This window comes from Kitasatospora sp. NPDC030952 (assembly GCF_055571335.1).
Map to the genome: position 1 here is coordinate 1 of NZ_JBVIFM010000004.1, position 21,154 is coordinate 21,154.

Here is a 21,154-nt window from a genome sequence, read left to right on the forward strand (position 1 = left end):
GAGAACGACACCGTCCTACACACCGAACTCGTCACCGAAATCGCCGACGAACCGAACTACGAAACCGCCCTCGCCTCCCTGAACTAACCCACCCCAAACCCCACACCCCCGGGCCCCACAACCGTGTCCCGGGCCCGCCCCCACACCATCAAACCCCCGTAGCCCCACACCGACCCGCCCCGACCCTCCCGACGGCCCCCCGACAGCCCCGTCAGGACGGGCGGGGCGGGCGGCGCTACCCCCACCGCGGCCAGGGGCCCCACCACCGCTGCCGACGGACGACCTCGTCCCCCCCGGACACCCGGCACGCGACCGGGCCACCGCCGCCGCACCACCCACCGGGTGGCCGGCCCGCCGGGCAGCGAGGCCCGCCGACCGACCTGTCCGGCCCCGACACGACGGCCCTCCCCCGTCCCCGGACACCCGCCACACCCTCAACAACGTGGCCGCCGCCGACAGCCCGCACCACCTCACCGTCCTCCCGCAGACCGGCGAGGACGCCACCGCCTGACCGGCGACCTCGTGGCACTGCCCGCCGTCCCGGACCCCGACGACCCGGACCACGACCGTGACGGCGATCGGCGATCCCTGAGAACGGCCGCCCGTGCTCCGGTGCCGGCCGGGCCGATGCACGGACGGCAGAGCGTCGGCGGGCTGGAGGCACTGGGGCTGGGGCTGCCGGAAACTTTTTCTCCCGGGACCGATGAGTTCACGCGGTCGCGGCGGTCAAACCCGGGAAAGCAAAGACAAGCCGACCAGGGAGACCTGAAATGTCCAGCACCGCCCCCGCCACCAGCACCCCCGCCGCCACCGCCACCGCCACCGCCACGAAGTCCGGAAAGGCCGTCGTCAGGACGGTCTGGACGCTGCGAATCCTGCTCGCGCTCTTCTTCGCCCTGGCCAGCGCCCTGCCCAAGCTGCTCGCGCTCCCCGCTGCCACAACGGTCTTCGACGCCATCGGCGCGGGTCACTGGTTCATGTACGTGACCGGGCTGGTGGAGCTGGCCGGAGCGGTCGGCCTGCTGATGCGCCGACTGGCCGGGCCGGCCGCGACGGCGCTCATCGTCTTCCTGGCGTGCGCGTTCGTCACCCAGCTCACCGCGATGCACGGCGAGAACGCCGGGACCCCGTTCATCTTCATGGCGCCGCTGGCCGTCATCGCCTGGAACCGTCGCGCCGGGACGGCCGAGCTGCTCCGCCTCCCGAGCTGACCGGATACACGCAGGGGTCCGCCGCCAGAGGGCCGGTGTCGCGGCGCACAGCCTGGCTCGCCCCATGGCCTGCGGCGGGCCCCACCACGGCCGGGCGCGCTTCTCCACCCGCCCGCCCCCTTACCGGCGGACGCCCCGACGGACAGCACCGGCCGGCGCCACCGCCAACACGCCGAACCGAACACTCGACGAACGGGCGGCCCCGCGAGCGCCGCGCACCGACACCGCGACCACCGTCTGGGCCGGAGCGCGCGAAGCGTCCTCGTCCACTCCGACGACGTCCCGCCGCGCCTGCGCCCCCTCACCGACGGCCACAACCAGCTCGGCTGCCGCGGCCCCAGCGCCTCCACACCCGGCCCCCGGCCCGGCCCGACCGCCCCACGCCCGCCCCCGGCCTGCGCACCCCCGGCACCAGCCACCGGCCCCAGCGTCCCGGCGTCCCGGCGTCCGCCATCGGCCGCCGCCGGACACAGGACGCCGGGCCGGGGCCGGGGCCGGGCCACACCGAGCACAGCCGCCCGGGGCGGCGAGGGGCGCAGGTCGACGGCGATCCCTGCCATTGCCTGGCCCGTGCCCCGAGAGGGCGGCTCGCGAGGTGCCCTGCTGTCCGTTCCAGCGCCGGGACACGCCGGTCGCCACCTGGACGGGCTTGTCGCCACAGCGCAGGCGCGGGTGGCGAACCGCCACCTCCCCGAGGCGTCAAGCCTGTCGCAGTGCGGCCGGCGGACTCCTCCCCGGTCTCACCCGGGCGTCGACGCCCGTGCGTCGACGCACGCGCGCCGGTGCGGACGCGGACGACCCGCGTCAGCTGCCTTCCAGTGCCTCCACCAGGTGCGGCAAGTTGCCGCCGGCCAGGACGAGGGCCAGGTGGTCGTGGAAGTCCCGGCTGCTGACGATCAGGCCGTCGCGCACGCGCAGCACCTGGATGTTGGCGGAGCTGAAGGTCCGCCCGGTCGCCAGGTGACGCACCCGGTGGTCCCATTCGCTGACGATCACTTCCGGGTCGTCGGTCTCCCGGATCACCACGTTCACCGGGGTCAGTTCCACGGGGACGCTCGTGGCGAGTTCCATGAACCGCTCCCTGATCACGGACCGCCCCTCGAACCGGCGCGGTCCGACGGGCGCGAACACGATCTCCACCACGGCGTCCTCGGCGTAGAGGTCCGCGAGCTCCGCGAACCGCCCCGCGCCGATACCGTCGAGCAGCTTCGTGAAGACCTCACGAGGTGACAGCACATCGGACATGATCAACCCCCCGAAGGATCCGTCGCTAGAATCGGACTAGCGAATCCGCTTTCGACGATACGGACCAGCGACTCCGGTTGTCCAGGGCGGCTCCGCCACCGACAGGAAAGGATGGGAGCGATGAGCGGTACCCAGGCACGCCCGCTGCGGGCCGACGCCGCCCGCAACCGGGCCAGGCTGCTGGACACCGCCACACAGGTGTTCGCCACCCGCGGCATCGGCGTGCCGACCGAGGAGATCGCCCGGGCCGCCGGCGTCGGGGTCGGCACACTCTTCCGGCACTTCCCCACCAAGGAGGCACTGCTCGAAGCGGTGCTGGTGCGCAGGCTCGACACGATCGCCGCCCGAGCCGCGCAGCTGAGCGCCGAGTCCGCGCCCGCCGAGGCGTTCTTCGACTGCTTCCGCCTGGTGGTCGAACAGTCCGCGGGCAAGAACGAGTTCGCCCGGGCACTCGCCGCCGCCGGCGTCGACGCCCACGCCGCCCTGCGGGACGCCGGCGCGGGAATCCGGGCACGGCTCGCCGAACTGCTGGCCGCAGCGCAGCGCGCCGGGGCGGTGCGCCCGGAACTGGGCCCGCCGGAGGTCGTCGCCCTGCTGATCGGTACGACCACGACGATGGAACACCTCGCGGACGACGCCCCGGCCCGCGAACGCGTCTTCGCGGTGGTCTTCGACGGCCTGCGGCCACACTGACCGGCGAAAGGCGGCGGGCTCCCGACCGGGCCACCCGGCTCATCGCCGACCTCCGGGCCCACCGGCCGGAGGTCGGCGGGCCCGCGCGTCGCACGGCATCACACTCCCTGCGACGACCCGGCCCCGTAATGCTCCAGATAACGTCGCATCCCGGTGTCAAGAGGCGTATCACCCTCGCCGTTGACGACGCGCCAGAGTCGGTTCTCAATCCAGAATCGGTAGGCGAAATACTCGAACGAGGGAGCACACCACAGGATCGCGGCCCTCTGACTGGAATGATCACTCAAATCACTCTCGGGCTGGAACTCATCCGATTCCCGCGCCTCGTACTCATGCTCGTAGTCAAGGTGGGAGTTGACCACGAACACCTCGCCGGACGCGCGCAAGTAGAGATACCAGAGAACACAGTCCTGCTGATCGCGGAAGAAGCGGACCAAGAACGCGCCCGGCTCGACAGGACTGGGCAGCGGCTCGGAGAGGCTGCTCCAGCAACCAGTCACCGACACCGAGTCCAGCGCTCCCCGCAGATTCGACGACACTTCGAAGGTGACGAAGTCCTCGGGCAGCGCCAACCCCTCGGCAGCGAGTCTCTCCTCCACCCGCCGCAACTTCGCGGCCTGGTCGGCAAGGAACTCGCCCGGATCTCCCAACCACTGGAATTCCCCGGTGAACCGCGTCTCGTCCAGAGGTGGCAACGTGTCACACGGATATCGCTCATAGGTATAGCGACAGGGGCGGTAGTCGCCGAGGTCCGTCGCACACCAAGCGGCATCAAAATCGACACCCATCACCAGAAAGCTCCGATCCGAGGAGAACACGCGGCCGACAGCATCCCACCCGCGTCCGACACCGCTGCCGGATCAACCGCCGGACCCTGCCACCCGCTCGTCGATCCGTGAAAGGCCTGATCGTGTGTGGCCGACGTCCGGCAGGGTCCGTCGGCGAGGCCGTGCAGAAGGCGGCCATGAGGTACGACCTGGCGCTCACCCGCCACTGGACCAGCCCCGACGTCCTCTCCCACACCCAGCACACCTACAACCCCCACAACAACAGCGGCTATTTCGCGGATTGCTGCCAATCCCCCTCCAGTTCAAGCGACCTGACCGCCTGTTACTGTGCGCAGATGGACGCTCTCCACCCCGTCGCCTGGCCACCCGAGCCGATCAGGACCGCGAGGCTCGTGCTCCGTGAGCCCGAGGCCCGGGACCGTACGGCGTTCATCGAGTTGCACGCCTCGCCGGAGGTGCACGCCTACCTCGGCGGACCCCGTCCCCGCGACGAACTGGAGCGCGAGATGCCCGGAGTGCCCGAGCGGTGGCCGGGGAGCTTCGTGGTGGATCTCGACGGGGCGATGATCGGCCAGGTGCTGCTCAGGAGGGCAACCGGGCACAGTCGCCCGGCTGCCGCCGGGAGGGCCGATCTCGGCTACCTGTTCCTGCCGCAGGCCTGGGGGTTCGGTTACGCCGCCGAGGCGTGCGCGGCGGCGCTCGGCTGGCTCGCCGGCGCGCTTCCCGGCGAGCCGGTGGTGCTCACCACCCAGACGGCCAACGTCAGTTCGATGCGTCTCGCGGCGAAGCTGGGCTTCACCGAAGTGGAGCGGTTCGAGGCCTGGGACGCCGAGCAGTGGCTCGGCATGCGGCCTCCGCCGCGCCGGGCGGTTCAGTGAGGGTTCGACGCCGTTCGCTCGGCAGTGGCTACGGGATGACCTCGCCCTCGATCGCCGGCCCGGCCGCGGCCCAGTAGCCGCTGTTCGTCGGCCGGCGCGAGCGCAGGTCGTCGCGGACCTGCCCGGCGAGCCGCCGGGTGTCCCGCCGGTTGACGGTCGCGCCGATGCCCGCGCCCAGGAGCAGCGGGGTCACGGACGGCAACCGGCGCATCCAGCTGCGGGTGAGTCGGCGGCGTACTTGCTGGCGCACCTCCGCGCCCAGGGCGAGCGCCGCGAAACCGGCCGGGCGGGCCAGCAGCATCGCGTCGATCCCCCGGCGGTTCGCCCAGGCGCCCAGGTAGGCCCCGGCCCGCTGGGTCGCGCTGCCCTGTGCCGGGACGCCGTAGACCTCGTGCAGCTCGGCGATCAGCTTCACCTCCACGGCTGCCACCGCGAGCGTCTCGGCCGCGATCTCCACCGGCATCGCGGGCGGCACCGGCAGCATGGCCGCCGCGCCGACGCCCGCGCCGAGCGCGGCGGAGGCCCGGGTGGCCCCGGCGACCAGCAGGTCGGCCAGGCCTTCGGGGTCGGCGGCGTCCGGGTGCTGGGCACGGAGGGTAGCCAGGTCGCGGACCGGAATCCGCGGTGCCGTCCGGATCAGTTGCTCGGCGAGCGCCTTGCCCCCGAGCACCGCGCCCTTGGCCACGAGCCGGCCGCCGCTGCCCAGCCGCCGAGCCGCGCCGGCCACCAGCGCCCGGCCCCGGCCGCGCTCCGCGTGGTACTCGGCGACGTGCCAGGCCCCGGTCGGGCGCTCGGCTCCCTCGACCAGCTCGGCCAGGCCCTCGGCCAGGCCCGCCTCCGTCGCGGGACCGGCCCGGGCGACGGCATCATCGGCGAGGGCGGTGTCGGGTGGCGCCGGTTCGGCCCCCGGAGCCTTGGGATCCGGGCGGCCCGGCCGCGTGAAGCGGCCCGGTTTGCGGAAGACTGCCATGCACTTCGGGTACCCCGTCCGCCCGCCCGGCACGCCCGCACCGGGGCTCCGGCTCGCACCCGGGCCCCGTGACGATCATCGACTCACCGGTCACCCTGCGTGACCGCCAGGGCGCCCGCCCTCCTACCCGTTGCCGATGGTGACCTGAGTGATGGTCCCGAGCACCTCGGTGTCGTCCACGTCGAGCAACGAGGCGCGGACGGCCACCGGATCGCCCGCGGCGTAGCCGTTCTGGTTCAGGCTCGTGACCGGGACGACGGCGGTCACCGTCGCGCCCGTGCAGCTCGGGGTGAAGCGGGCGGCGCCGAGGGCCCCGGAGCGCCGGTCCTCGGCGGTCACGGTCGCGGACCTGACGAAACCGCCGGCATCGCAGGAGTACCCGATGGTGACGGTCACCGTGCTCGCGGCGCCGCCGGAGACGGTCGCGCCGTCGACCTGCACCCCGGTGCCGGCGTGCGCCGGGGCTGCGCCGAGCAGCATCCCCATGGCCAGCGCGGGGGCGCCGAGCCAGGTCACGGTCCTGCGGTTCATAAGAGCCCCTCCGTTGTCGGTTACCGGTCATGTTACGAACGACGGTGTGCGGCGGCCAGGTTCGACGACGAACGTTGAAGCGGCGTTCATCCAGCGGCCCACCGCTCGGCAACCACCCTCCCGCAGCGGCCTGTTGACCCTGCGCCGGGCGTGGAGCCGGTTCCGGCGAGTACCCCGCGGCGGGTCGGCGGCGTCAGCCCGACGTTGGGGCCGCAGAGGTCGGCGAAGTGGTGGGAACTCCCGCCAGGCGCCGCGGGCGCGGGTAGCGTGACCGGATGGATCACACGGATCAGGACCAGCGATACCGCCACGCATCTTCCTTCGGCGCCGCAGCGGCCGCCTACGCCGAACACCGCCCGGACTACGCGCACGCCGCCGTGCGGTGGGCTCTGGAGGCCGTGCCCGGCGCCCCGCACCGCCCCCGGGTGCTCGATCTCGGCGCCGGGACGGGCAAGTTGACGGCCGCACTGGTCGCACTGGGGGCCGATGTCATCGCGGTGGAGCCGGATCCGGCGATGCTGGGCGAGTTGCGCCGGGCGTTGCCGGACATCCGGGCCCTGGCGGGCAGTGCCGAGGTGGTTCCGCTGCCGGACGGGTCCGTCGACGCCGTGCTGGCCGGCAATGCCATGCACTGGTTCGACATGGCGGTCGCGGGGCCCGAACTCGCCCGGGTGCTGGTGCCGGGCGGGGTCCTGGCCGGGCTGTGGAACGTCCTGGACGACCGGGTGGGGTGGGTCGCCGAGCTGGCGCGGGTGAGCGGGCCCGCGGCGGTCGGGCCGCGTGACACGCCAGACAGTTGGCGTGTCGAGACCGCCGCCGCGCACCTTCCGAAGGGCGGCGGAGCGGCCCGGTTCGGCGGGGCGGAGCAGGAGGTGTTCCCGCACGGGCAGCCGCGCACCGCGGACTCCCTGGTCGCGACCCTCGCCACCCGCGCCGGGGTACTGGTGATGCCGGACGGGGAGCGGGCGGCCGCGCTGAGCCGGATCCGGGAGTTCCTCTCGGGCCGGCCCGAGACGGCGGACGGCGGCTTCACCCTGCCGATGCTGACGGCCGTGCTGCGCACCCGGCGGCTGTGAGACCCCACACCGCCCGGGGCGCGGACCGCCGAAGCGACGCCCGCGCCACGGCCGTCACTCGCCAGCCTCCGGTCATCAACCGCCGGTCGCCAGTCGCCGGTCGTCAGCCGCCGTCGGCCCGGCGCTCCCGCGCCATACTCGACGCATGACGCGAGTTCCCCGGCTGCTCACCGTCGCCCTGCTCGCCACCACCGCGCTGGCGGGGCTCGCCGTCGCGGTGAGCGGCGTCTGAAGCGGCGGGGAGCCGGTCCGGCCGTGGGCCGACGGCTCGGTGCACGGACCGTGGCGGTCGGTCTTCGACGGCCATGGGGAGAACACCGGGCGCGACGACGCCCTGTCGCTCCCCCCCGCGCCCGCCCGGACCCCGGAGGAGACCACGCACCCTGGAGCGCCAACACCACCGCCACCGCCATCGCCGATGCCATCGCCATCTGTCGACGCCAACGCCCCAGCAGCGCAAGGTGGTTGACTGGCTCCGACCGCGATCAACGGAAGGAATCCGGACATGCTCGGCTACTGGATCACCATGGCGAGGATGGCCCCCGAGGAGTTCGACCAGGCCACCCCCGAGGCCCGTCGGACCACGCTCCTCGGTCAGTGGGAGATCGGCGTGGCAGGGTTGGACTGGCTGGAGGAGCTCGTGGCGGCCGGGCGGGCGGAGCGGCTGCTGAACGGCGGCTACCCCAATCGCTACGCCACCACGGCCCGTCACGTCCGGCAGCTGTTCGCCGAGGGCACCGTGCCCGGCGCGGGGCGCGGGCCGTTCTCCCGGCCGTACCAGGTGGAGCTGCACCTGATCCGGATCGCCGCCTGCCCCGACGACGAACGGCTCACCATCGAGGCCTGGGACCAGTCCTGACCCCGGCCGTCCGCCGAGGCGCCAGCCGGGCCAAGAGCAGGGCCAAAAGCGGGGCGCCAGCAGGGCCGAAAGCCGGTTCGTCAGCCGGGGCGCCGGCGCTCGCCGGGCGGGAGGGCGGCGGCGACGCAGTCGAGGACCCGCTCCAGCCCGTGCTGGAACTGCTCGTCGCGGCTCAGCCGCGGCCGGCGCGCCTCCATCGCGATCCTGCCGAAGATCGGGTACTGCCCACTGTCCAGCAGCTGTTGGACGTACGGGTAGCTGCGCGCCAGCCACTCGGCCTCGCTCAGGCCACTGCGGCGGACCTCCTCGGTCCAGCTGACCTCGTCGCGGGCGGCGCTCTCGACGTAGCCGTTGAGGAGGGCCATCAGGCCGAGGTTCTCGTCGATCGGGACGTGGCCGTCGAGGACTCCCATCACCCCTTCGACCAGCCGAAGTTGGTTCGGTCCGAACCCGGGCAGTGCACGGTGCACGGTGGCGATCCACGGGTGCCGCAGCCACATGGCGCGCAGCCCGTGGGCGTAGCGGGTGAGGTCGGCGCGCCAGTCGCCGGAGGGCAGGCCCTCGACGTCGATCTCGCCCATCAGCCGGTCGGCCATCAGCTGGATCAGGTCGTCGCGACTGGGGACGTAGCGGTAGAGCGACATCGCGCCGGCGCCGATCTCGGCGGCGATCCGCCGCATGGTGGCGGCCTCCAGGCCTTCGGCGTCGGCGATCCGGACGGCGGCCTCGGTGATCCTGGCGCGGCTGTAGGCGGGTTTGGGCCCGCGGGCGGGGCGCTCGGGCCGCATCCAGATGTTCACGTACTCGGCTTCGGTCACCCTCGGCCCTTCTGGTCCTTCTGGTCTGTCTGGTCCTTCTGCTTGCGTACACGGTACCCAGTAATCTAGCTTGGCCGCCATGACCGCGTACAACGTACTCAGTCCAGGGGTTGAGTGATGACGGCCGGAGCCGACGGGCCCACACCCGTCACCGCCGAGGAGCGTGACACCGCCGTCCGGCGGCTGCAGGAGGCGTACGCCCAAGGGCTGCTCCCGCACGGGGAGTTCGAGGACCGCCTGAACCAGGCGCTCACCGCCGCCGGCCACGGCGAACTCGCCGAATCGCTCACCGGACTCCCCGAGCCGCCCCCACCGGTCACGGCCACCATCACCGGCGCCACCCTCGGCGGGCGGGTACGGCGGCGCGGCGCCTGGGAGGTCCCCCGGAGGCTCACGGTGGCCTCCGCGCTCGGCCGGGTGCGCCTGGACCTCTCCCGGGCGGTCATCGACCACCCGGTGGTCGAGATCGAGTTGCAGCTCGGCACCGGCGGAGTCAGCATCACCGTCCCCCGGGACGCGGTCGTCGACCTCGGTGGTCTGCACGTCGGCCTGAAGGAACCGCGCTACCGCCCCCGCCGGCCCGCACGCCCGGGCGGCCCGGTCATCCGGATCTCCGGGGTGGTCGGGCTGGGACGACTGAGGGTCCGCCACGCCCGGTGGTGAGACCCCCGCCCCACCGCGGCACGCCGATCTACCGCCGCCCTACAAGTACGGTCCGGCCAGGGGGAATTCCTCGCGCACTCCGCCGTTCCCTGGCATGATCCCGTCTGCGCCCGGATGCGAACGGTCCGCCGGGCGGTCCGCCGGGCGGCCTGCTCACAGCCGGGTGCGGACGGAGCTGGCGGAGAGGGTACGACCGGTGGGGGGCATGCCGATGAACGCGCGGACGACACGGACAGCACGGACAGCACGGACAGCACGGACGGTACACACGGTACGGACGGTACGGACGGCACCGGAGGGTGACGATGCCTGAGGACTCCGTCCCCATCCAGGACGCCAAGCCGGAGCCCGAGCCCCGGCCCGAACTCCCGACCCCGCAGCCCAAACCGAAGCCGAAACCGAAGCCGAGGCGCAGCCTCGGCGAGCTGCTCCGGACCGTCATCCCGGCCGTGCTCGTCGTGCTCGGCCTCGGCCTGACGATCCTCGGCTTCGTCCGGTTCATCGGCACCTTCGAGGAGACCCGCGCCTACCGCGCCACCCCGGTCTGCGCCGCGGACGCGAAACCGGGCGCGGACTGCGCGACGCTGGAGAGCGGCCGGGTGAAGAAGAAGGAAGAGGAGGCCGACTCCGACTCGACCGACTACGTGCTGACGGTGTCCCGCGAGACGGCGCCCACCGGCCGCTACTCCGTTGGCAAGGCCTTCTACAACGACGTGACGGTCGGCACCGACGTGGACCTGAAGATCCTGCACGGCAAGGTGTTCGAGCTCAGCTACCACGGACACCGCTCCCAGCCCGCGAACATCCCGTACCTGACGATCGCCGGGTTCAGCGCGATGATCGGATTCGGGATGATCATGATGGTCACCGGCGGGTTGGCCGACCTGGAGTTCATGGCGGGGCTGGCTGTGGCCTACGCCGTCGGCGCGTCGATCGTCACCCTCATCGGCTCCATGCTGCTGATCGGTTTCCAGTGGCCACTGTTCGTCACCCTGCCGATCTCCGTCCTCTGCTGGCTGATCGTGGCCGCCATCACCCGCAGCACGTTCGAGCACTTCTGACCCCGCACCGCGGTGCTGTCCGACCCCGGCACTACGCTCCTCGCATGACCACCGTGCCACACCCGCCCGAAGCCGCTGAAGCCTACGACGAGGAGGCCGAGCCGGTCCCGAGCGAGGAGCTGGCCGCCGACCCCGTCTTCTGGTTCGCCCACCTGCTCCTGATCCTGCATCACGACGTGGACGAGCCGGAGGCCTACGGCGTGCCGCAGGAGGCCTACGACGCCATGATGGCGCGGCTCTTCGACGCCGAGGCGCCCCCGCTGCTGTTCCGGGCGCCGTTCCGGTACGGGCACACCGCCTGCGTCACGTACCAGAGCTTCGAGGACGAGAGCCTCGTCGACTTCTTCGTCCAACACCCCGACTGGGGCCGGTACGGCTTCCTCGGGCAGTTCGGCCCGCACGGCTCCGCCCCCGGGCTCTCCTGGCCGGAGCTGGTCAACCTGGCGGGGAGCGAGGGTGATCCGGGCGCGGACGGCCTCCGGGACCGGGCTCAGCGGCTGCTGCTGCTCCTCCCGGCGCTCGGCGACGCCGACACGCCCCTGGCGCAGGCCCGGCCCGCGGTGGCCGAGGCGCTGGTGGCGGTCGGGTTCCGCCCGGACACCGCCGGGGAGTTCGCCGCCCGGCTGCTGGGCGATCCGGCGCGGCACGAGCCGCGGTGGGTGCTCGGCCCGGAGAGCCCGATCCCGGTCTGCACGTCGGACTACAGTCCCCGGCGAGTGCCGCTCGCGCTCGGCATCACCGAGGGGCAGGCCCTGGTGCTGGCCGAGGCGCTCCAGGGGCGGTGACCGGGCGGGCAGGCAGCGGTTGTCAGGTCTCGAACAAGGGAAGGAACCTGCCCACATCCGCCGCCCACCGGGAGGACCTCCATGCGCGCCAGAACCAGAACCGCAGCCGCCCTGCTGACCGCCGCCGTCGCCGCGCCCCTCCTCGGCGCCGCCCCCGCCTGGGGCACCCCGGCCCCGGACGGCCGGAACGCCCCGGCGGCCGGACTCCGGCACCAGGTGGAGGCCTTCGCCGAGGACGGCACCATCTCCCGCGCCACCGCGCCCGCCGCCTCCCCCTACCTCGCCACCCCGCCCGCCGGCCTCAGCGCACCCGGCGCCGACGGCGACGGCGAGGTCACCGCCCTGGTCCGCAACGGGGAGCCGGCCGCCAAACTGGACGTGGTGGTGATCGGCGACGGCTACTCCGCCCAGGAGCAGGGGAAGTTCCGCACCGACGCCGCCGAGAAGTGGCGCGAGATCACCGCCGTCGAGCCGTACGCCGACTACCAGCGGCTGTTCAACGTCTGGGCGGTGTCCGCCGTCTCGCCCGAGTCAGGCGTCACCGGCGACCCGGACCAGGCCACCGTCCGGCACACCGCGCTCGGCTCCTACTTCTGGTGCGACGGCGTGGAACGGCTGCTCTGCCTGGACGAGAAGGCCGTCGACCGCTACGCCGCCAAGGCCCCGCAGGCGGACCTGGTGATCGTGGTGGCCAACAGCGCCAAGTACGGCGGCGCGGGCTACAACGACATCAAGTCCCCGCTCGGCTACGAGGGCATCGCCACCGTCGCGGGCGGCAACGCCAAGTCCGGCCAGATAGCGGTGCACGAGACCGGGCACTCACTGGGCAAACTGGCCGACGAGTACGCCTACGACGGCCAGGGCACCTACCAGGGCGCCGAGCCGCCCGAGGCCAACCTCAGCACGCTCACCGCCGAGCGGATGCGCGACCAGGGCACCAAGTGGGCCCGCTGGCTCGGCCAGTCCTCGCCCGACGGCGGGACGGTCGGCAGCTACGAGGGCGGCGGCTACTACCCGACGGGGCTCTACCGACCGACCGAGAACTCGATCATGCGCTCGCTCGGGCGCGAGTTCAACCTGCCCGGCCGGGAGGCGATGATCGCCGGCTTCTACCGGCACGCCACCCCGCTCACCAGCCCCACCCCCAGCGGAAGTTGGCTCACCACCGCCGAGCAGCTCCTCGTCGACCTGCCGGTGCCCGGCACCGAACTGCGCTGGTACCTGGACGGACGCGAGCAGCCTCGACTGCGCGGACGCACCGCCCTCGACCTCGGCGCACTCCACCTCACCGGCCCGCGCTCGCGCCCGCACCTGCTCACCGCCGTCGCCACCGACCCGACCCCGGCGGTGGCGGATCCGGCGCTGCGCGCCGAGTTGACGGGCAAGCTGTCCTGGCAGGTGACCCGCTAACGGGTGCCGTCAGATCCGGCACCGGGCCCGACGGCGGACCGCCGTCGGGCCCGGGCCGCCGGATCCACTCGCCCGAGGAGGTTACGTCGGGGGCCTGGCGGGTGCGGTCAGGTGACCGGCCGGCGCCATTGCCGGGCCTCCGGGGGGCGGCGGCGCAGCGGGGCCAGTTCGCGCTCCAGGGTCCGGACGTCCCGGGCGATGCGCGCCGCGAGCTCCCTCGGCTCCGTGTCGCCCGGCAGCCGGCGCGTCCAGGAGCGGGCCTTGGCCGGGCCGTCCTGGACCATGTGGAAGGTGAGCCCCACCCGGTCGCCGGCATCGGCCAGGCTCACCATGATCCGGGTGTCGGCGAGGTCGATGGTGACCTCGTTGCCGATGCACGAGCATGCCACCAGGCCCTCGATCTCCTCCTCCGCCAGGTACCTGGCCAGCGGAACCGCCCTCCCCCGGACCAGAAACGGACGTGCCACCGAATCCACGGGAACCGCCTCCTCTCGCCGTACGCGTGCCGCCCCGGCCGGGCGCAAGCGCGCCGCAACAGACCGGGCTCCGCCCATGCTCCACCACGCCGCCGCAAAGCGCCAACTCGGTGTCTCACCAAGTGACTTGAGCGCAGGCACCGGACCGGCGCACCGGCGCACACCCAGGCGCACCGGGCGGCTCACGGGCGTCCGGAAGCGGAGAGTCCGACGCCGGTCGATTCGTCGCCGAGCAGGTCGGTACCGGCCCGTGCACAACGCCGTACGAAGCATGTTCGCCGCCACCCACGTCCCGATGGAGGCATCCGGGCGACGCTCGCGCATGCACCCGACCCGGCGTCGCCGGGCGGCCCGGATCGACGGATTTGCCGACGGCCCACCACCGCGCGTAGCTTTGAACGCGTTCAGTTTGAACCCGTTCAAAGATCCCGGGGGGACCGGATGACAGGACGCCTCTTCGCCTTCCGAACCGATCGGCCGTGGCTGATCGCGTTGTTCGCACTCGCCACCTGGGTGCAGCCCTGGATGCTGGTCGGCTTCACCGCGGCCTGGTGGCTCATCACCCTCTGGGGCCTGTGCCTGGCGCTCAACGCCCTGCCGCTCGTGATCGCGGACCCGCTGAGGTTCCGCCGCACCTGCCTGACCGTCGGCGTGGTGGTGCTCGGCATCCAGATCGTTCTCGCCGCCCCCTACCTGCTGATCCCGCTGCCGTTCGTCCTCATCCTGTTCCCGGCCGGCCCCCTGCTGCTGCTCGCGGGCTGGAAGAACGGCGCCCTGGCCCGCGGGACGCTCGCCGCCCTGCTGCTGATCATCCCCGCCGTGACCGGCTTCGCGATTCTCTTCCCGCCCCGCTGACCACGCCCACCGGCCAACGGCCCCGTCCACTGACCACGCCCACCGGGTGCCGTTCCTCCTGCTGGTCCTGCCGTTCCTGGTCGCCTTCCTGCCGGCCGGCGTGCTGCTGATGCTCGCGGGCTGGAAGCGTCGCGGGCCGGTCCGCACCGGCCTCGCCGCCGTGCTGACGGCCTTCCCGTTCGTGGTCGCCGCCGGGATTCTCTGCCTGTCCCCCTGACCCCGCCCGGGCGGCGGCCCGACCGCCACCGGGGCATCATGACGGAGGAACAGCCACCGTTCACCCGAAAGTGACCACCGGGATGCCACCCGACGAAGGAGGCCCGTGATGACCGATCCGGCGAAGCCCGCCCCTCCCCATCACCAGGAGACCCAGCCCGGGGTGATCGCCACCGACGTGCCCGCCCGGCTGGACCGGCTGCCCTGGTCCCACTGGCACTGGCGGATCGTGATCGGCCTGGGCACCGTCTGGATCCTGGACGGCCTGGAGGTGACGATCGTCGGCAACATGGCGGGCCGGCTGGCCCAGGACGGCAGCGGCATCTCGATCACCACCAGTCAGGTGACCACCGTCGCCGCCGCCGTCTACGTGGCCGGCGCCTGCACCGGGGCGCTGTTCTTCGGGTGGCTGACCGACCGGCTCGGTCGCAAGAAGCTGTTCATGGTCACCCTCGCCGTCTACCTGGCCGCCACCGCCGTCACCTCGCTGTCCTGGACGGCCTGGTTCTTCTTCCTGTGCCGCTTCTTCACCGGCTTCGGGATCGGCGGCGAGTACGCGGCGATCAACTCGGCGATCGACGAGCTGATCCCGGCCCGGGTGCGCGGCCGGGTCGACCTGATCATCAACGGCAGCTTCTGGGTCGGTGCCGCGGTCGGCGCCTTCGCCTCGATCGCTCTGCTCAACACCTCGCTGTTCGCGACGGACCTCGGCTGGCGGCTCGCCTTCGGCATCGGCGTGGTGCTGGGGCTGGTGATCCTGCTGGTGCGCCGGCACGTCCCGGAAAGCCCGCGCTGGCTGTTCACCCATGGGCGGGCGCCGGAGGCCGAGCAGGTGGTGGCCGAGGCGGAGCAGGCCATCGAACGGGAGACCGGCCGGCCGCTGCCTCCGGTCACCGGGGAGCCGATCCTGATCCGCGAGCGCGCGCCGCTCGGCTTCGGCGTGATCCTGCGCACGGTGATCGCCCGCTACCCCCGCCGCACCACGCTCGGCCTGGCGCTCTTCATCGGCCAGGCCTTCCTCTACAACGCGGTGACCTTCGGTTACGCGACCATCCTGACCACCTACTTCGCCGTGCCGGAGGGCGACACCGGCTACTACTTCGCGGTGATCGCGGTCGGCAACTTCCTCGGCCCGCTGCTCCTCGGCCACCTCTTCGACTCGCTGGGCCGCAAGCCGATGATCGCCGGCACGTACATCGGGTCCGGCCTGCTGCTCTTCGCCACCGCCGCGCTCTTCCAGCGCGGCTCGCTCTCCGCCGCCTCCATGACGGGCTGCTGGACGGCCGTGCTGTTCCTCGCCTCGGCCGGGGCCAGCGCGGCCTACCTGACGGTCAGCGAGATCTTCCCGCTGGAGACCAGGGCGCTGTCCATCGCCTTCTTCTACGCGATCGGCACGGCCGTCGGCGGCATCAGCGGCCCGCTGCTCTTCAACGGCCTGGTGAGCAGCGGCGAGGTGTCCGACACCACGCTCGCCTTCTGCATCGGCGCGGCGCTGATGACGGCCGCCGGCCTGGTGGAGGCGGCGATCGGCGTACCGGCGGAGCGGCGCAGCCTGGAGTCGCTGGCTGCGCCGCTCAGCGCCGTCACCGCGTCAAGGGACTCCTGAGGCGGGTCTAGCGCAGCACTCCCCGGACGGCCTCGGGGTCGGTGGGCGCGAGCGGGGCGGCCTGGGCGGCCGTGAGCGCCTTGCTGGTGGCGGGCGGCGGGGTGACGTACACCGGCGCCGGGTCGTCCTCGGGGGCGCAGGTCTTGGCGATGCGCCCCTTGCCCTGGGGCAGGCTGCCGTCGCGCAGGTAGGCGGTGAAGGTGTCGTCCAGGCAGGCGTTGCCGTGGAACAGGATCTCGTGGAAGCTGCCGCCGTTCTGGACCACGAGCTTGGAGCTCGGCAGCGCGTCGTGCATGGCGAGGCCGCCCTGGTACGGGGTGGCGGCGTCCTCGGTGGACTGGAAGAGCAGGACCGGGGGCAGGTTCTTGCCAGTGATCTTCAGCCGGCCCGCCGGGTTGCCCTGGTAGGGCCAGAACATGCAGGCGGCGTTGTACCACATGTTGTTATAGGTGTAGAAGGGCGCGGTGGCGTTGACCTTGGCCTGGTCCTTCTTCCAGTGCTCCCAGTCGCGCGGCCAGGCGTTCTCGGTGCACTGGGCGGCGTTGTACGCCGGGAAGGCGCCGTCATCGGCGCCGGGGGCCGCGTACTTGTTGTAGGCGATGTTCAGCGGCCGGGTGTCGTGCTGGGTGAGGTAGGCGGAGAGCACGGTGGCCATCCGGGGCCAGCGCAGGAAGTTGTAGCCGCCGCCGTAGAAGGTGTCCTCGAACTCGGCGGGGCCGACCTTCCCGGGTGCCGGGGCGGCATCGACCGGGTCCTTGCGCAGCGCGTCCTCGACCTGCTGGTAGGCCTTCGCCACGGACGCGGCGTCGGTGCCCAGGTGGTAGACGGAGTCGGCCTTGGCGGCCCAGGCGGTGAAGGCGTCGAAGCGGCGCTGGTGTTCCTGGTCCTGCAGCACGTTGTGGTCGTACCAGCTGATGGTCGGGCCGACGATGCTGTCCAGCACCATCCGGCGCACGTGCGAGGGGAAGAGCTGGCCGTAGGTCGAGCCGAGCGAGGTGCCCCAGGAGCCGCCGTAGTAGTTGATCTTCGGTACGCCGAGGGCCCGGCGGATGCTGTCCAGGTCGCGGGCGTTTTCGACGGTGGTCATGTGCGGCAGCAGCCAGGACCAGTCGGCCGCGCAGTCGGCGGCGTAGCCGGCCGCCTTCTTCAGCCAGGCCTTCGAAGTCCCCTGACTCAACTGGTAGTCGGGGCGCTCGGCGTCGAAGTAGTGGGCGTCGCAGATGACATGGGGGTCGCTGCCGTTGGTGCCGCGCGGGTCGAAGCCGATCCAGTCGTAGGTGGAGGCGACGTCCGCCGGGATGCTTCCGGAGATGTAGGCGGGCATCCAGAGCCCGGAGTCGCCGGGGCCGCCGGGGTTGAGCAGGATCGGGCCCTGCTGCTTGTCCCTGGGGGCGGTGGCGGGCAGCCGGTTGAGCTTGATCTTGATCGTGCGGCCGTGCGGGTCCGCGTAGTCCACCGGCACGTCGAGCATGGCGCACTGGAGCGCCGGGGTCGTGGCGTCGTTGCACGAGCTCCAGACCAGCTTGCCCTGGCCGGTGTCGGCCAGGTCGGGGGCGTCGGGCTCGGTGGCGGAGGCCGGGCCGACGATCCCGCCGAGGGTGGCCACGGCTGCGGCGGCCGCGAGGAGGGCGATGGCTTTTCTCATGGGGAGCATGATGTGACATGTGCAATGGCACATCCAGGGGTCGAGCCTGACTTTACCAAGCTTTGACTCGAGCGCGGACATCCAGCCGATCCGACTGATCATCAGACCTATACCGCCTCAAGGAGATTGACCACGCAAAAGGCCTCAATCCATGACTAGCATCTGAAATCCACTCTGTTCGGACGCCGAACGCCTGGCAGGACGGCGCCGGGCAGACCGACAGGAGGGCCCAACCGCGTGTCCCACCAGCACGTCCATCCCGTCAGCTCCCGCCCGACCCCGGGCGACGTCGCACTGCCACCGGCCCTGCCCTACCCCGACGGCTGGGCCGCGCTCGCGTTCTCCGCCGAACTCGCGCCCGGCACGGTGCTCACCCGCCAACTGGCCGGCGAGGACGTGGTGCTGTACCGGCTGCGGGACGGCCGGCTGCGCGCCGTCCGCCCGTACTGCCCGCACCTGGGCGCCCACCTCGGGCTCGCCGAGGTCCAGGGCGGCGACCTGGTCTGCCCCTTCCACCGGTTCGCCTTCGACCCCGACGGCCGCTGCGTACGGACCGGCTACGGCACCCCGCCGCCCAAGGCCGAGCTGTCCCCGCTGCCGGTGCGCGAGGTGAACGGGGCGGTCTTCGTCTGGCGCCACCACGACGGCCGGGAGCCGGACTGGGAGATCCCCGCCTGGCACGTGCTGGCGGACCAGCCGCTGCGCCACACCTCCGTCGAGATGCCCGGCTACGCCCAGGACGTCATGGAGAACTCCTTCGACCTGGGCCACTTCATCACCCTGCACGGCTGGCCGCAGGGCGAGTTGGCGGGCCCGGTCGAGTTCGACGGGCCGCGCTTCCACCTCACGATGCTGGTGCGGGAGAAGTTCCCGCTGGTCGGGATGCGCGAGGTGGAGGTCGAGGTGGACGGCTACGGCCTCGCGGCGCTGCACACCGACATCCACACCCGCTCGCTCGGCCTGCAGATCTGCTCGCTGGTGATGGCCACCCAGGTCTCCCCCGCCCGGATGCAGCTGCGCCAGGCCGGCCGCTTCGCCCTCGCGGAACCGGCCGGTCTGCCGCCGGTGGTCGCCCGAGCGGTCAGCCGTACGGTGACCAGGCTGCTGGCCGGTCCGATCTTCCGCCGCAGCACCGAGTTCACCGCGGACGACTTCCCGATCTGGTCCACCAAGAGGTACCTCTCCCGGCCGCGGCTCGCCGCCGGCGACGGACCGATCGGCGCCATGCGGCACTGGGCCCGGCAGTTCTACCCGCCGGACCACCGGGAGCACCTGCCGGCGCCGGCCGCCCTGGCCGACCGGCGCGGTCGGCCGACCCCGGACGGCATCGGCTCGCGTCACTAAGCCCTGTCCGGCGGGTTGGGCGGCGGCACGGCCCGCCTGGTTAGGCTGCGGCATGGCCCGTTTCGTCCTGACCCGCCGCACCCCGCTGCCGCCCGCCGACTGCTGGGCCCGGCTCACCGCCTGGCCCCGGCACGGCGACCGGGTGCCGTTCACCCGGGTGACCGTGGTGCACGGCACCGGGCGGCGGCAGGGGGACGTCATCCTGGCCCGCACGGCCCTCGGGCCGCTGTGCTTCGACGATCCGATGGAGCTGGTCGAGCTGGCCGCCCCCACCCGGTGCCGGCTGGCCAAGCGCGGCCGGGTGGTGCGCGGCGGCGCCGAACTGACCGTCCGCCCGGTGGGTGCGGGCAGCGCGGTGGTCTGGGCCGAGGAGCTGCGGATCACCGGCCTGCCCCGGCTGTTCGACCCGCTGGTGGCGGCGGCCGGGCGGCTGGTGTTCGGCCGGGTGCTGGACCACCTGCTCGCCGCCCCGCCCGCTACTGGCCGCCCCGCTCGCCCTATGGATTGAGGGCGCGCCAGCTCAGGTACTGCCGGCGCACGTAGTGGCGCTGGTCGCCCTTCACGGTGACCCGGTCGTGCTCGACCAACTGCTCCGCCGCCCGCAGGGCGATCGCCAGGGCCAGACCGTCCCCGTCCCGCAGGAACACCCGGTCGCTCAGCGCGGCGTGGCGCAGGAGGAGGGCCCCCAGGGGGTCGATGGCCTCGCTGCCGGCCAGGGCGGTCCCCGTACCGACCGCCACCACGAAGCCGACACCGGCCCGATCGCTCCGCAGCTGCATCGACGCCAACCGCACCGTGCGCATTCCCGCGCCCCTCCCCCGAGACCGCCCCCACCGTCCCGTCCCGGTCCCACTCCGGGCAAGCTCCGGCGCCCGGCTGTGACAGCCCCGTGACGCTCCTCGGCCCGCAGTCGGTGATCCGGGCCGACCGCTACCGCCCGCGCAGGCGACGCACCAGGTCATGCGCGGCCGGTGGCCAGTCCGGGTACTCGAAGGCGAAGCCCGCCGCCCGCAGCCGGCCGGGCACCACCCGGCGGCTCTTCAGCAGCAGCTCGCTCTCCGAGCGGAGCGCGAACGCCCCCAGTTCGGCCATCCAGCGGGTCGCGGGCAGGGCCAGCGGCATGCCCCAGCAGGCCCGCAGTTCGCGCATGAACTCCCGCTGGGGCAGCGGGTTCGGGGCCGCGAGGTTGACCGGGCCGCTCAGCTCCTGGTGTTCGATCAGGAACGCGACGGCGCGGGCGAAGTCCCGCTCGTGGATCCAGGACACGTACTGCGCGCCGCCCGCGATCGGCCCGCCGACGCCGAGCCGGGCCAGCCAGGACAGCGAGTCGAGGGCACCGCCGCGTTCGGGGCCGAGCACGACGGCGGTGCGCAGCGCGAGGCGGCGGGTGTCCGGGGTGTCGGCCTCGGCTTGGGCGCCCTCCCAGGCCCGGGCGATGTCGACGCTGTACCGCCAGGAGGCCGGGGCGTCGGGCTCGTCACCGCCGATCCGGCCGTCCAGTTCGTCGTTGGGCGCGTCGTGGCGGTGGGCGTAGACGGTGGCGGTGCTCATCTGCAGCCAGACGGCGGGCGGCCTGCGGGCGGCGGCGATGGCCTGGCCGACGGCCCGGGCGGAGTGCACCCGGGAATCCATCATGGACCGCTGGTTCTGCTCCGTGTAGCGGCAGTTGACGCTACGCCCGGCCAGGTTGACGACGACGTCGCTGCCGTCGATCTCCGCCGCCCAGGCGCCCTGGGTGTGGCCGTCCCAGCCGACCTGGCGGGGCCCGGCGGGCCGTCGGCTGAGCACCACGACCTGGTGGCCGGCGGCCGTCAGGGTGCGGTCGAGTAGGTGCCCGAGCGTGCCGGAGCCGCCGGGGATGACGATCTTCATGAGTTCCCCCTCACTTTCCGCTTCGAGCCTAGCCGACTAATTGAACGCGTTCAATTCAGCCTCCGCCGAGTGCCCGGCGGACCTGAAGCCGCCCTGAAACCGCCCTGAAACCGCGTCGAGAGCGCGTTGAGAGCACGCCCCGGCACACTCAT

The 21,154-nt window shown here is 72.8% G+C and carries 23 protein-coding genes; 14 read left to right on the forward strand and 9 right to left on the reverse strand.

The window, feature by feature from the left end; genetic code table 11:
* The first annotated feature begins 770 nt into the window (after positions 1-770).
* Positions 771-1,211: a DoxX family protein gene (locus ACZ47G_RS09755; RefSeq protein ID WP_465740896.1), complete on the forward strand. Its 441-nt coding sequence runs from the start codon at positions 771-773 to the stop codon at positions 1,209-1,211.
* 804 nt (positions 1,212-2,015) lie between these two features.
* Here ACZ47G_RS09755 and ACZ47G_RS09760 read toward each other — a convergent pair.
* Positions 2,016-2,447 carry a nuclear transport factor 2 family protein gene (locus ACZ47G_RS09760; protein WP_465740897.1) on the reverse strand — a complete coding sequence of 144 codons (432 nt, stop codon included), beginning with the start codon at positions 2,445-2,447 and terminating at the stop codon, positions 2,016-2,018.
* Positions 2,448-2,576: 129 nt separating this feature from the next.
* Between ACZ47G_RS09760 and ACZ47G_RS09765 the strand changes: the two genes are divergently transcribed.
* The gene (locus tag ACZ47G_RS09765) at positions 2,577-3,149 is read left to right on the forward strand and encodes a TetR/AcrR family transcriptional regulator (protein WP_465740898.1); all 573 of its coding nucleotides are present in this window, start codon (positions 2,577-2,579) and stop codon (positions 3,147-3,149) included.
* Between the two features lie 98 nt (positions 3,150-3,247).
* Here ACZ47G_RS09765 and ACZ47G_RS09770 read toward each other — a convergent pair whose 3' ends face one another.
* Entirely contained in the window at positions 3,248-3,967 is a 720-nt protein-coding gene (locus ACZ47G_RS09770) for a hypothetical protein (protein WP_465740899.1), read from the reverse strand.
* Positions 3,968-4,272: 305 nt separating this feature from the next.
* On the opposite strand from ACZ47G_RS09770, the gene ACZ47G_RS09775 reads away from it, so the two are divergent.
* Positions 4,273-4,815 carry a GNAT family N-acetyltransferase gene (locus ACZ47G_RS09775; RefSeq protein WP_465741450.1) on the forward strand — a complete coding sequence of 181 codons (543 nt, stop codon included), beginning with the start codon at positions 4,273-4,275 and terminating at the stop codon, positions 4,813-4,815.
* A 28-nt stretch (positions 4,816-4,843) separates the two neighbouring features.
* Here the strand turns inward: ACZ47G_RS09775 and ACZ47G_RS09780 are convergent, their stop codons facing one another.
* Positions 4,844-5,785 carry a hypothetical protein gene (locus ACZ47G_RS09780; protein ID WP_465740900.1) on the reverse strand — a complete coding sequence of 314 codons (942 nt, stop codon included), beginning with the start codon at positions 5,783-5,785 and terminating at the stop codon, positions 4,844-4,846.
* Positions 5,786-5,908: 123 nt separating this feature from the next.
* Positions 5,909-6,316 carry a hypothetical protein gene (locus tag ACZ47G_RS09785; protein WP_465740901.1) on the reverse strand — a complete coding sequence of 136 codons (408 nt, stop codon included), beginning with the start codon at positions 6,314-6,316 and terminating at the stop codon, positions 5,909-5,911.
* Between the two features lie 275 nt (positions 6,317-6,591).
* Between ACZ47G_RS09785 and ACZ47G_RS09790 the strand changes: the two genes are divergently transcribed.
* Positions 6,592-7,392: a class I SAM-dependent methyltransferase gene (locus ACZ47G_RS09790; RefSeq protein WP_465740902.1), complete on the forward strand. Its 801-nt coding sequence runs from the start codon at positions 6,592-6,594 to the stop codon at positions 7,390-7,392.
* Positions 7,393-7,897: 505 nt separating this feature from the next.
* Complete coding sequence (locus ACZ47G_RS09795) at positions 7,898-8,251, forward strand: hypothetical protein (protein ID WP_465740903.1); 354 nt, start codon at positions 7,898-7,900, stop codon at positions 8,249-8,251.
* Between the two features lie 80 nt (positions 8,252-8,331).
* Here the strand turns inward: ACZ47G_RS09795 and ACZ47G_RS09800 are convergent, their stop codons facing one another.
* Positions 8,332-9,069, reverse strand: coding sequence for a TetR/AcrR family transcriptional regulator (locus ACZ47G_RS09800; protein ID WP_465740904.1), 738 nt, complete (start codon positions 9,067-9,069; stop codon positions 8,332-8,334).
* 117 nt (positions 9,070-9,186) lie between these two features.
* Here ACZ47G_RS09800 and ACZ47G_RS09805 point away from each other — a divergent pair, with 117 nt between their 5' ends.
* The 4 genes from ACZ47G_RS09805 to ACZ47G_RS09820 all read left to right on the forward strand — a co-directional run bounded on the left by ACZ47G_RS09805 (position 9,187) and on the right by ACZ47G_RS09820 (position 12,988).
* Positions 9,187-9,732: a DUF1707 SHOCT-like domain-containing protein gene (locus ACZ47G_RS09805; RefSeq protein WP_465740905.1), complete on the forward strand. Its 546-nt coding sequence runs from the start codon at positions 9,187-9,189 to the stop codon at positions 9,730-9,732.
* Positions 9,733-10,037: 305 nt separating this feature from the next.
* Complete coding sequence (locus tag ACZ47G_RS09810) at positions 10,038-10,793, forward strand: hypothetical protein (protein WP_465740906.1); 756 nt, start codon at positions 10,038-10,040, stop codon at positions 10,791-10,793.
* Positions 10,794-10,837: 44 nt separating this feature from the next.
* The gene (locus ACZ47G_RS09815; protein WP_465740907.1) at positions 10,838-11,578 is read left to right on the forward strand and encodes a hypothetical protein; all 741 of its coding nucleotides are present in this window, start codon (positions 10,838-10,840) and stop codon (positions 11,576-11,578) included.
* Between the two features lie 81 nt (positions 11,579-11,659).
* Positions 11,660-12,988: a M64 family metallopeptidase gene (locus ACZ47G_RS09820; RefSeq protein WP_465740908.1), complete on the forward strand. Its 1,329-nt coding sequence runs from the start codon at positions 11,660-11,662 to the stop codon at positions 12,986-12,988.
* A gap of 107 nt (positions 12,989-13,095) precedes the next feature.
* Here ACZ47G_RS09820 and ACZ47G_RS09825 read toward each other — a convergent pair whose 3' ends face one another.
* Positions 13,096-13,455, reverse strand: coding sequence for a hypothetical protein (locus ACZ47G_RS09825; RefSeq protein ID WP_465740909.1), 360 nt, complete (start codon positions 13,453-13,455; stop codon positions 13,096-13,098).
* A 450-nt stretch (positions 13,456-13,905) separates the two neighbouring features.
* Between ACZ47G_RS09825 and ACZ47G_RS09830 the strand changes: the two genes are divergently transcribed.
* The 3 genes from ACZ47G_RS09830 (at position 13,906) to ACZ47G_RS09840 (ending at position 16,141) form a co-directional block, all read left to right on the forward strand.
* On the forward strand, positions 13,906-14,319 hold the full coding sequence (locus tag ACZ47G_RS09830) for a hypothetical protein (protein ID WP_465740910.1): 414 nt from the start codon (positions 13,906-13,908) through the stop codon (positions 14,317-14,319).
* Between the two features lie 46 nt (positions 14,320-14,365).
* A complete protein-coding gene (locus tag ACZ47G_RS09835; protein ID WP_465740911.1) occupies positions 14,366-14,536 on the forward strand; it encodes a hypothetical protein in 171 nt (56 codons plus the stop codon).
* Between the two features lie 108 nt (positions 14,537-14,644).
* Entirely contained in the window at positions 14,645-16,141 is a 1,497-nt protein-coding gene (locus ACZ47G_RS09840) for an MFS transporter (RefSeq protein ID WP_465740912.1), read from the forward strand.
* A gap of 7 nt (positions 16,142-16,148) precedes the next feature.
* Here the strand turns inward: ACZ47G_RS09840 and ACZ47G_RS09845 are convergent, their stop codons facing one another.
* Entirely contained in the window at positions 16,149-17,786 is a 1,638-nt protein-coding gene (locus tag ACZ47G_RS09845; RefSeq protein ID WP_465740913.1) for an alpha/beta hydrolase, read from the reverse strand.
* 237 nt (positions 17,787-18,023) lie between these two features.
* On the opposite strand from ACZ47G_RS09845, the gene ACZ47G_RS09850 reads away from it, so the two are divergent.
* On the forward strand, positions 18,024-19,130 hold the full coding sequence (locus ACZ47G_RS09850; protein ID WP_465740914.1) for a Rieske 2Fe-2S domain-containing protein: 1,107 nt from the start codon (positions 18,024-18,026) through the stop codon (positions 19,128-19,130).
* 52 nt (positions 19,131-19,182) lie between these two features.
* Complete coding sequence (locus tag ACZ47G_RS09855; protein ID WP_465740915.1) at positions 19,183-19,638, forward strand: SRPBCC family protein; 456 nt, start codon at positions 19,183-19,185, stop codon at positions 19,636-19,638.
* Here ACZ47G_RS09855 and ACZ47G_RS09860 read toward each other — a convergent pair.
* Complete coding sequence (locus ACZ47G_RS09860; RefSeq protein WP_465740916.1) at positions 19,628-19,933, reverse strand: hypothetical protein; 306 nt, start codon at positions 19,931-19,933, stop codon at positions 19,628-19,630. The two genes, ACZ47G_RS09855 and ACZ47G_RS09860, sit on opposite strands and share 11 nt — an antisense overlap.
* Before the next feature lie 127 nt (positions 19,934-20,060).
* Positions 20,061-21,002: a TIGR01777 family oxidoreductase gene (locus tag ACZ47G_RS09865; protein WP_465740917.1), complete on the reverse strand. Its 942-nt coding sequence runs from the start codon at positions 21,000-21,002 to the stop codon at positions 20,061-20,063.
* Positions 21,003-21,154: the final 152 nt, after the last annotated feature.

What these genes read in the sequence shown, in the direction of transcription:
- ACZ47G_RS09775 (WP_465741450.1), top strand. Translation starts at nt 4,273, where the DNA reads ATGGACGCTCTCCACCCCGTCGCCTGGCCACCCGAGCCGATCAGGACC.
- ACZ47G_RS09805 (WP_465740905.1), top strand. Translation starts at nt 9,187, where the DNA reads ATGACGGCCGGAGCCGACGGGCCCACACCCGTCACCGCCGAGGAGCGT.
- ACZ47G_RS09785 (WP_465740901.1), bottom strand. Translation starts at nt 6,316, where the DNA reads ATGAACCGCAGGACCGTGACCTGGCTCGGCGCCCCCGCGCTGGCCATG.
- ACZ47G_RS09765 (WP_465740898.1), top strand. Translation starts at nt 2,577, where the DNA reads ATGAGCGGTACCCAGGCACGCCCGCTGCGGGCCGACGCCGCCCGCAAC.
- ACZ47G_RS09860 (WP_465740916.1), bottom strand. Translation starts at nt 19,933, where the DNA reads ATGCGCACGGTGCGGTTGGCGTCGATGCAGCTGCGGAGCGATCGGGCC.
- ACZ47G_RS09780 (WP_465740900.1), bottom strand. Translation starts at nt 5,785, where the DNA reads ATGGCAGTCTTCCGCAAACCGGGCCGCTTCACGCGGCCGGGCCGCCCG.
- ACZ47G_RS09820 (WP_465740908.1), top strand. Translation starts at nt 11,660, where the DNA reads ATGCGCGCCAGAACCAGAACCGCAGCCGCCCTGCTGACCGCCGCCGTC.
- ACZ47G_RS09755 (WP_465740896.1), top strand. Translation starts at nt 771, where the DNA reads ATGTCCAGCACCGCCCCCGCCACCAGCACCCCCGCCGCCACCGCCACC.
- ACZ47G_RS09830 (WP_465740910.1), top strand. Translation starts at nt 13,906, where the DNA reads ATGACAGGACGCCTCTTCGCCTTCCGAACCGATCGGCCGTGGCTGATC.
- ACZ47G_RS09810 (WP_465740906.1), top strand. Translation starts at nt 10,038, where the DNA reads ATGCCTGAGGACTCCGTCCCCATCCAGGACGCCAAGCCGGAGCCCGAG.
- ACZ47G_RS09865 (WP_465740917.1), bottom strand. Translation starts at nt 21,002, where the DNA reads ATGAAGATCGTCATCCCCGGCGGCTCCGGCACGCTCGGGCACCTACTC.
- ACZ47G_RS09855 (WP_465740915.1), top strand. Translation starts at nt 19,183, where the DNA reads ATGGCCCGTTTCGTCCTGACCCGCCGCACCCCGCTGCCGCCCGCCGAC.
- ACZ47G_RS09845 (WP_465740913.1), bottom strand. Translation starts at nt 17,786, where the DNA reads ATGAGAAAAGCCATCGCCCTCCTCGCGGCCGCCGCAGCCGTGGCCACC.
- ACZ47G_RS09840 (WP_465740912.1), top strand. Translation starts at nt 14,645, where the DNA reads ATGACCGATCCGGCGAAGCCCGCCCCTCCCCATCACCAGGAGACCCAG.
- ACZ47G_RS09815 (WP_465740907.1), top strand. Translation starts at nt 10,838, where the DNA reads ATGACCACCGTGCCACACCCGCCCGAAGCCGCTGAAGCCTACGACGAG.
- ACZ47G_RS09795 (WP_465740903.1), top strand. Translation starts at nt 7,898, where the DNA reads ATGCTCGGCTACTGGATCACCATGGCGAGGATGGCCCCCGAGGAGTTC.
- ACZ47G_RS09790 (WP_465740902.1), top strand. Translation starts at nt 6,592, where the DNA reads ATGGATCACACGGATCAGGACCAGCGATACCGCCACGCATCTTCCTTC.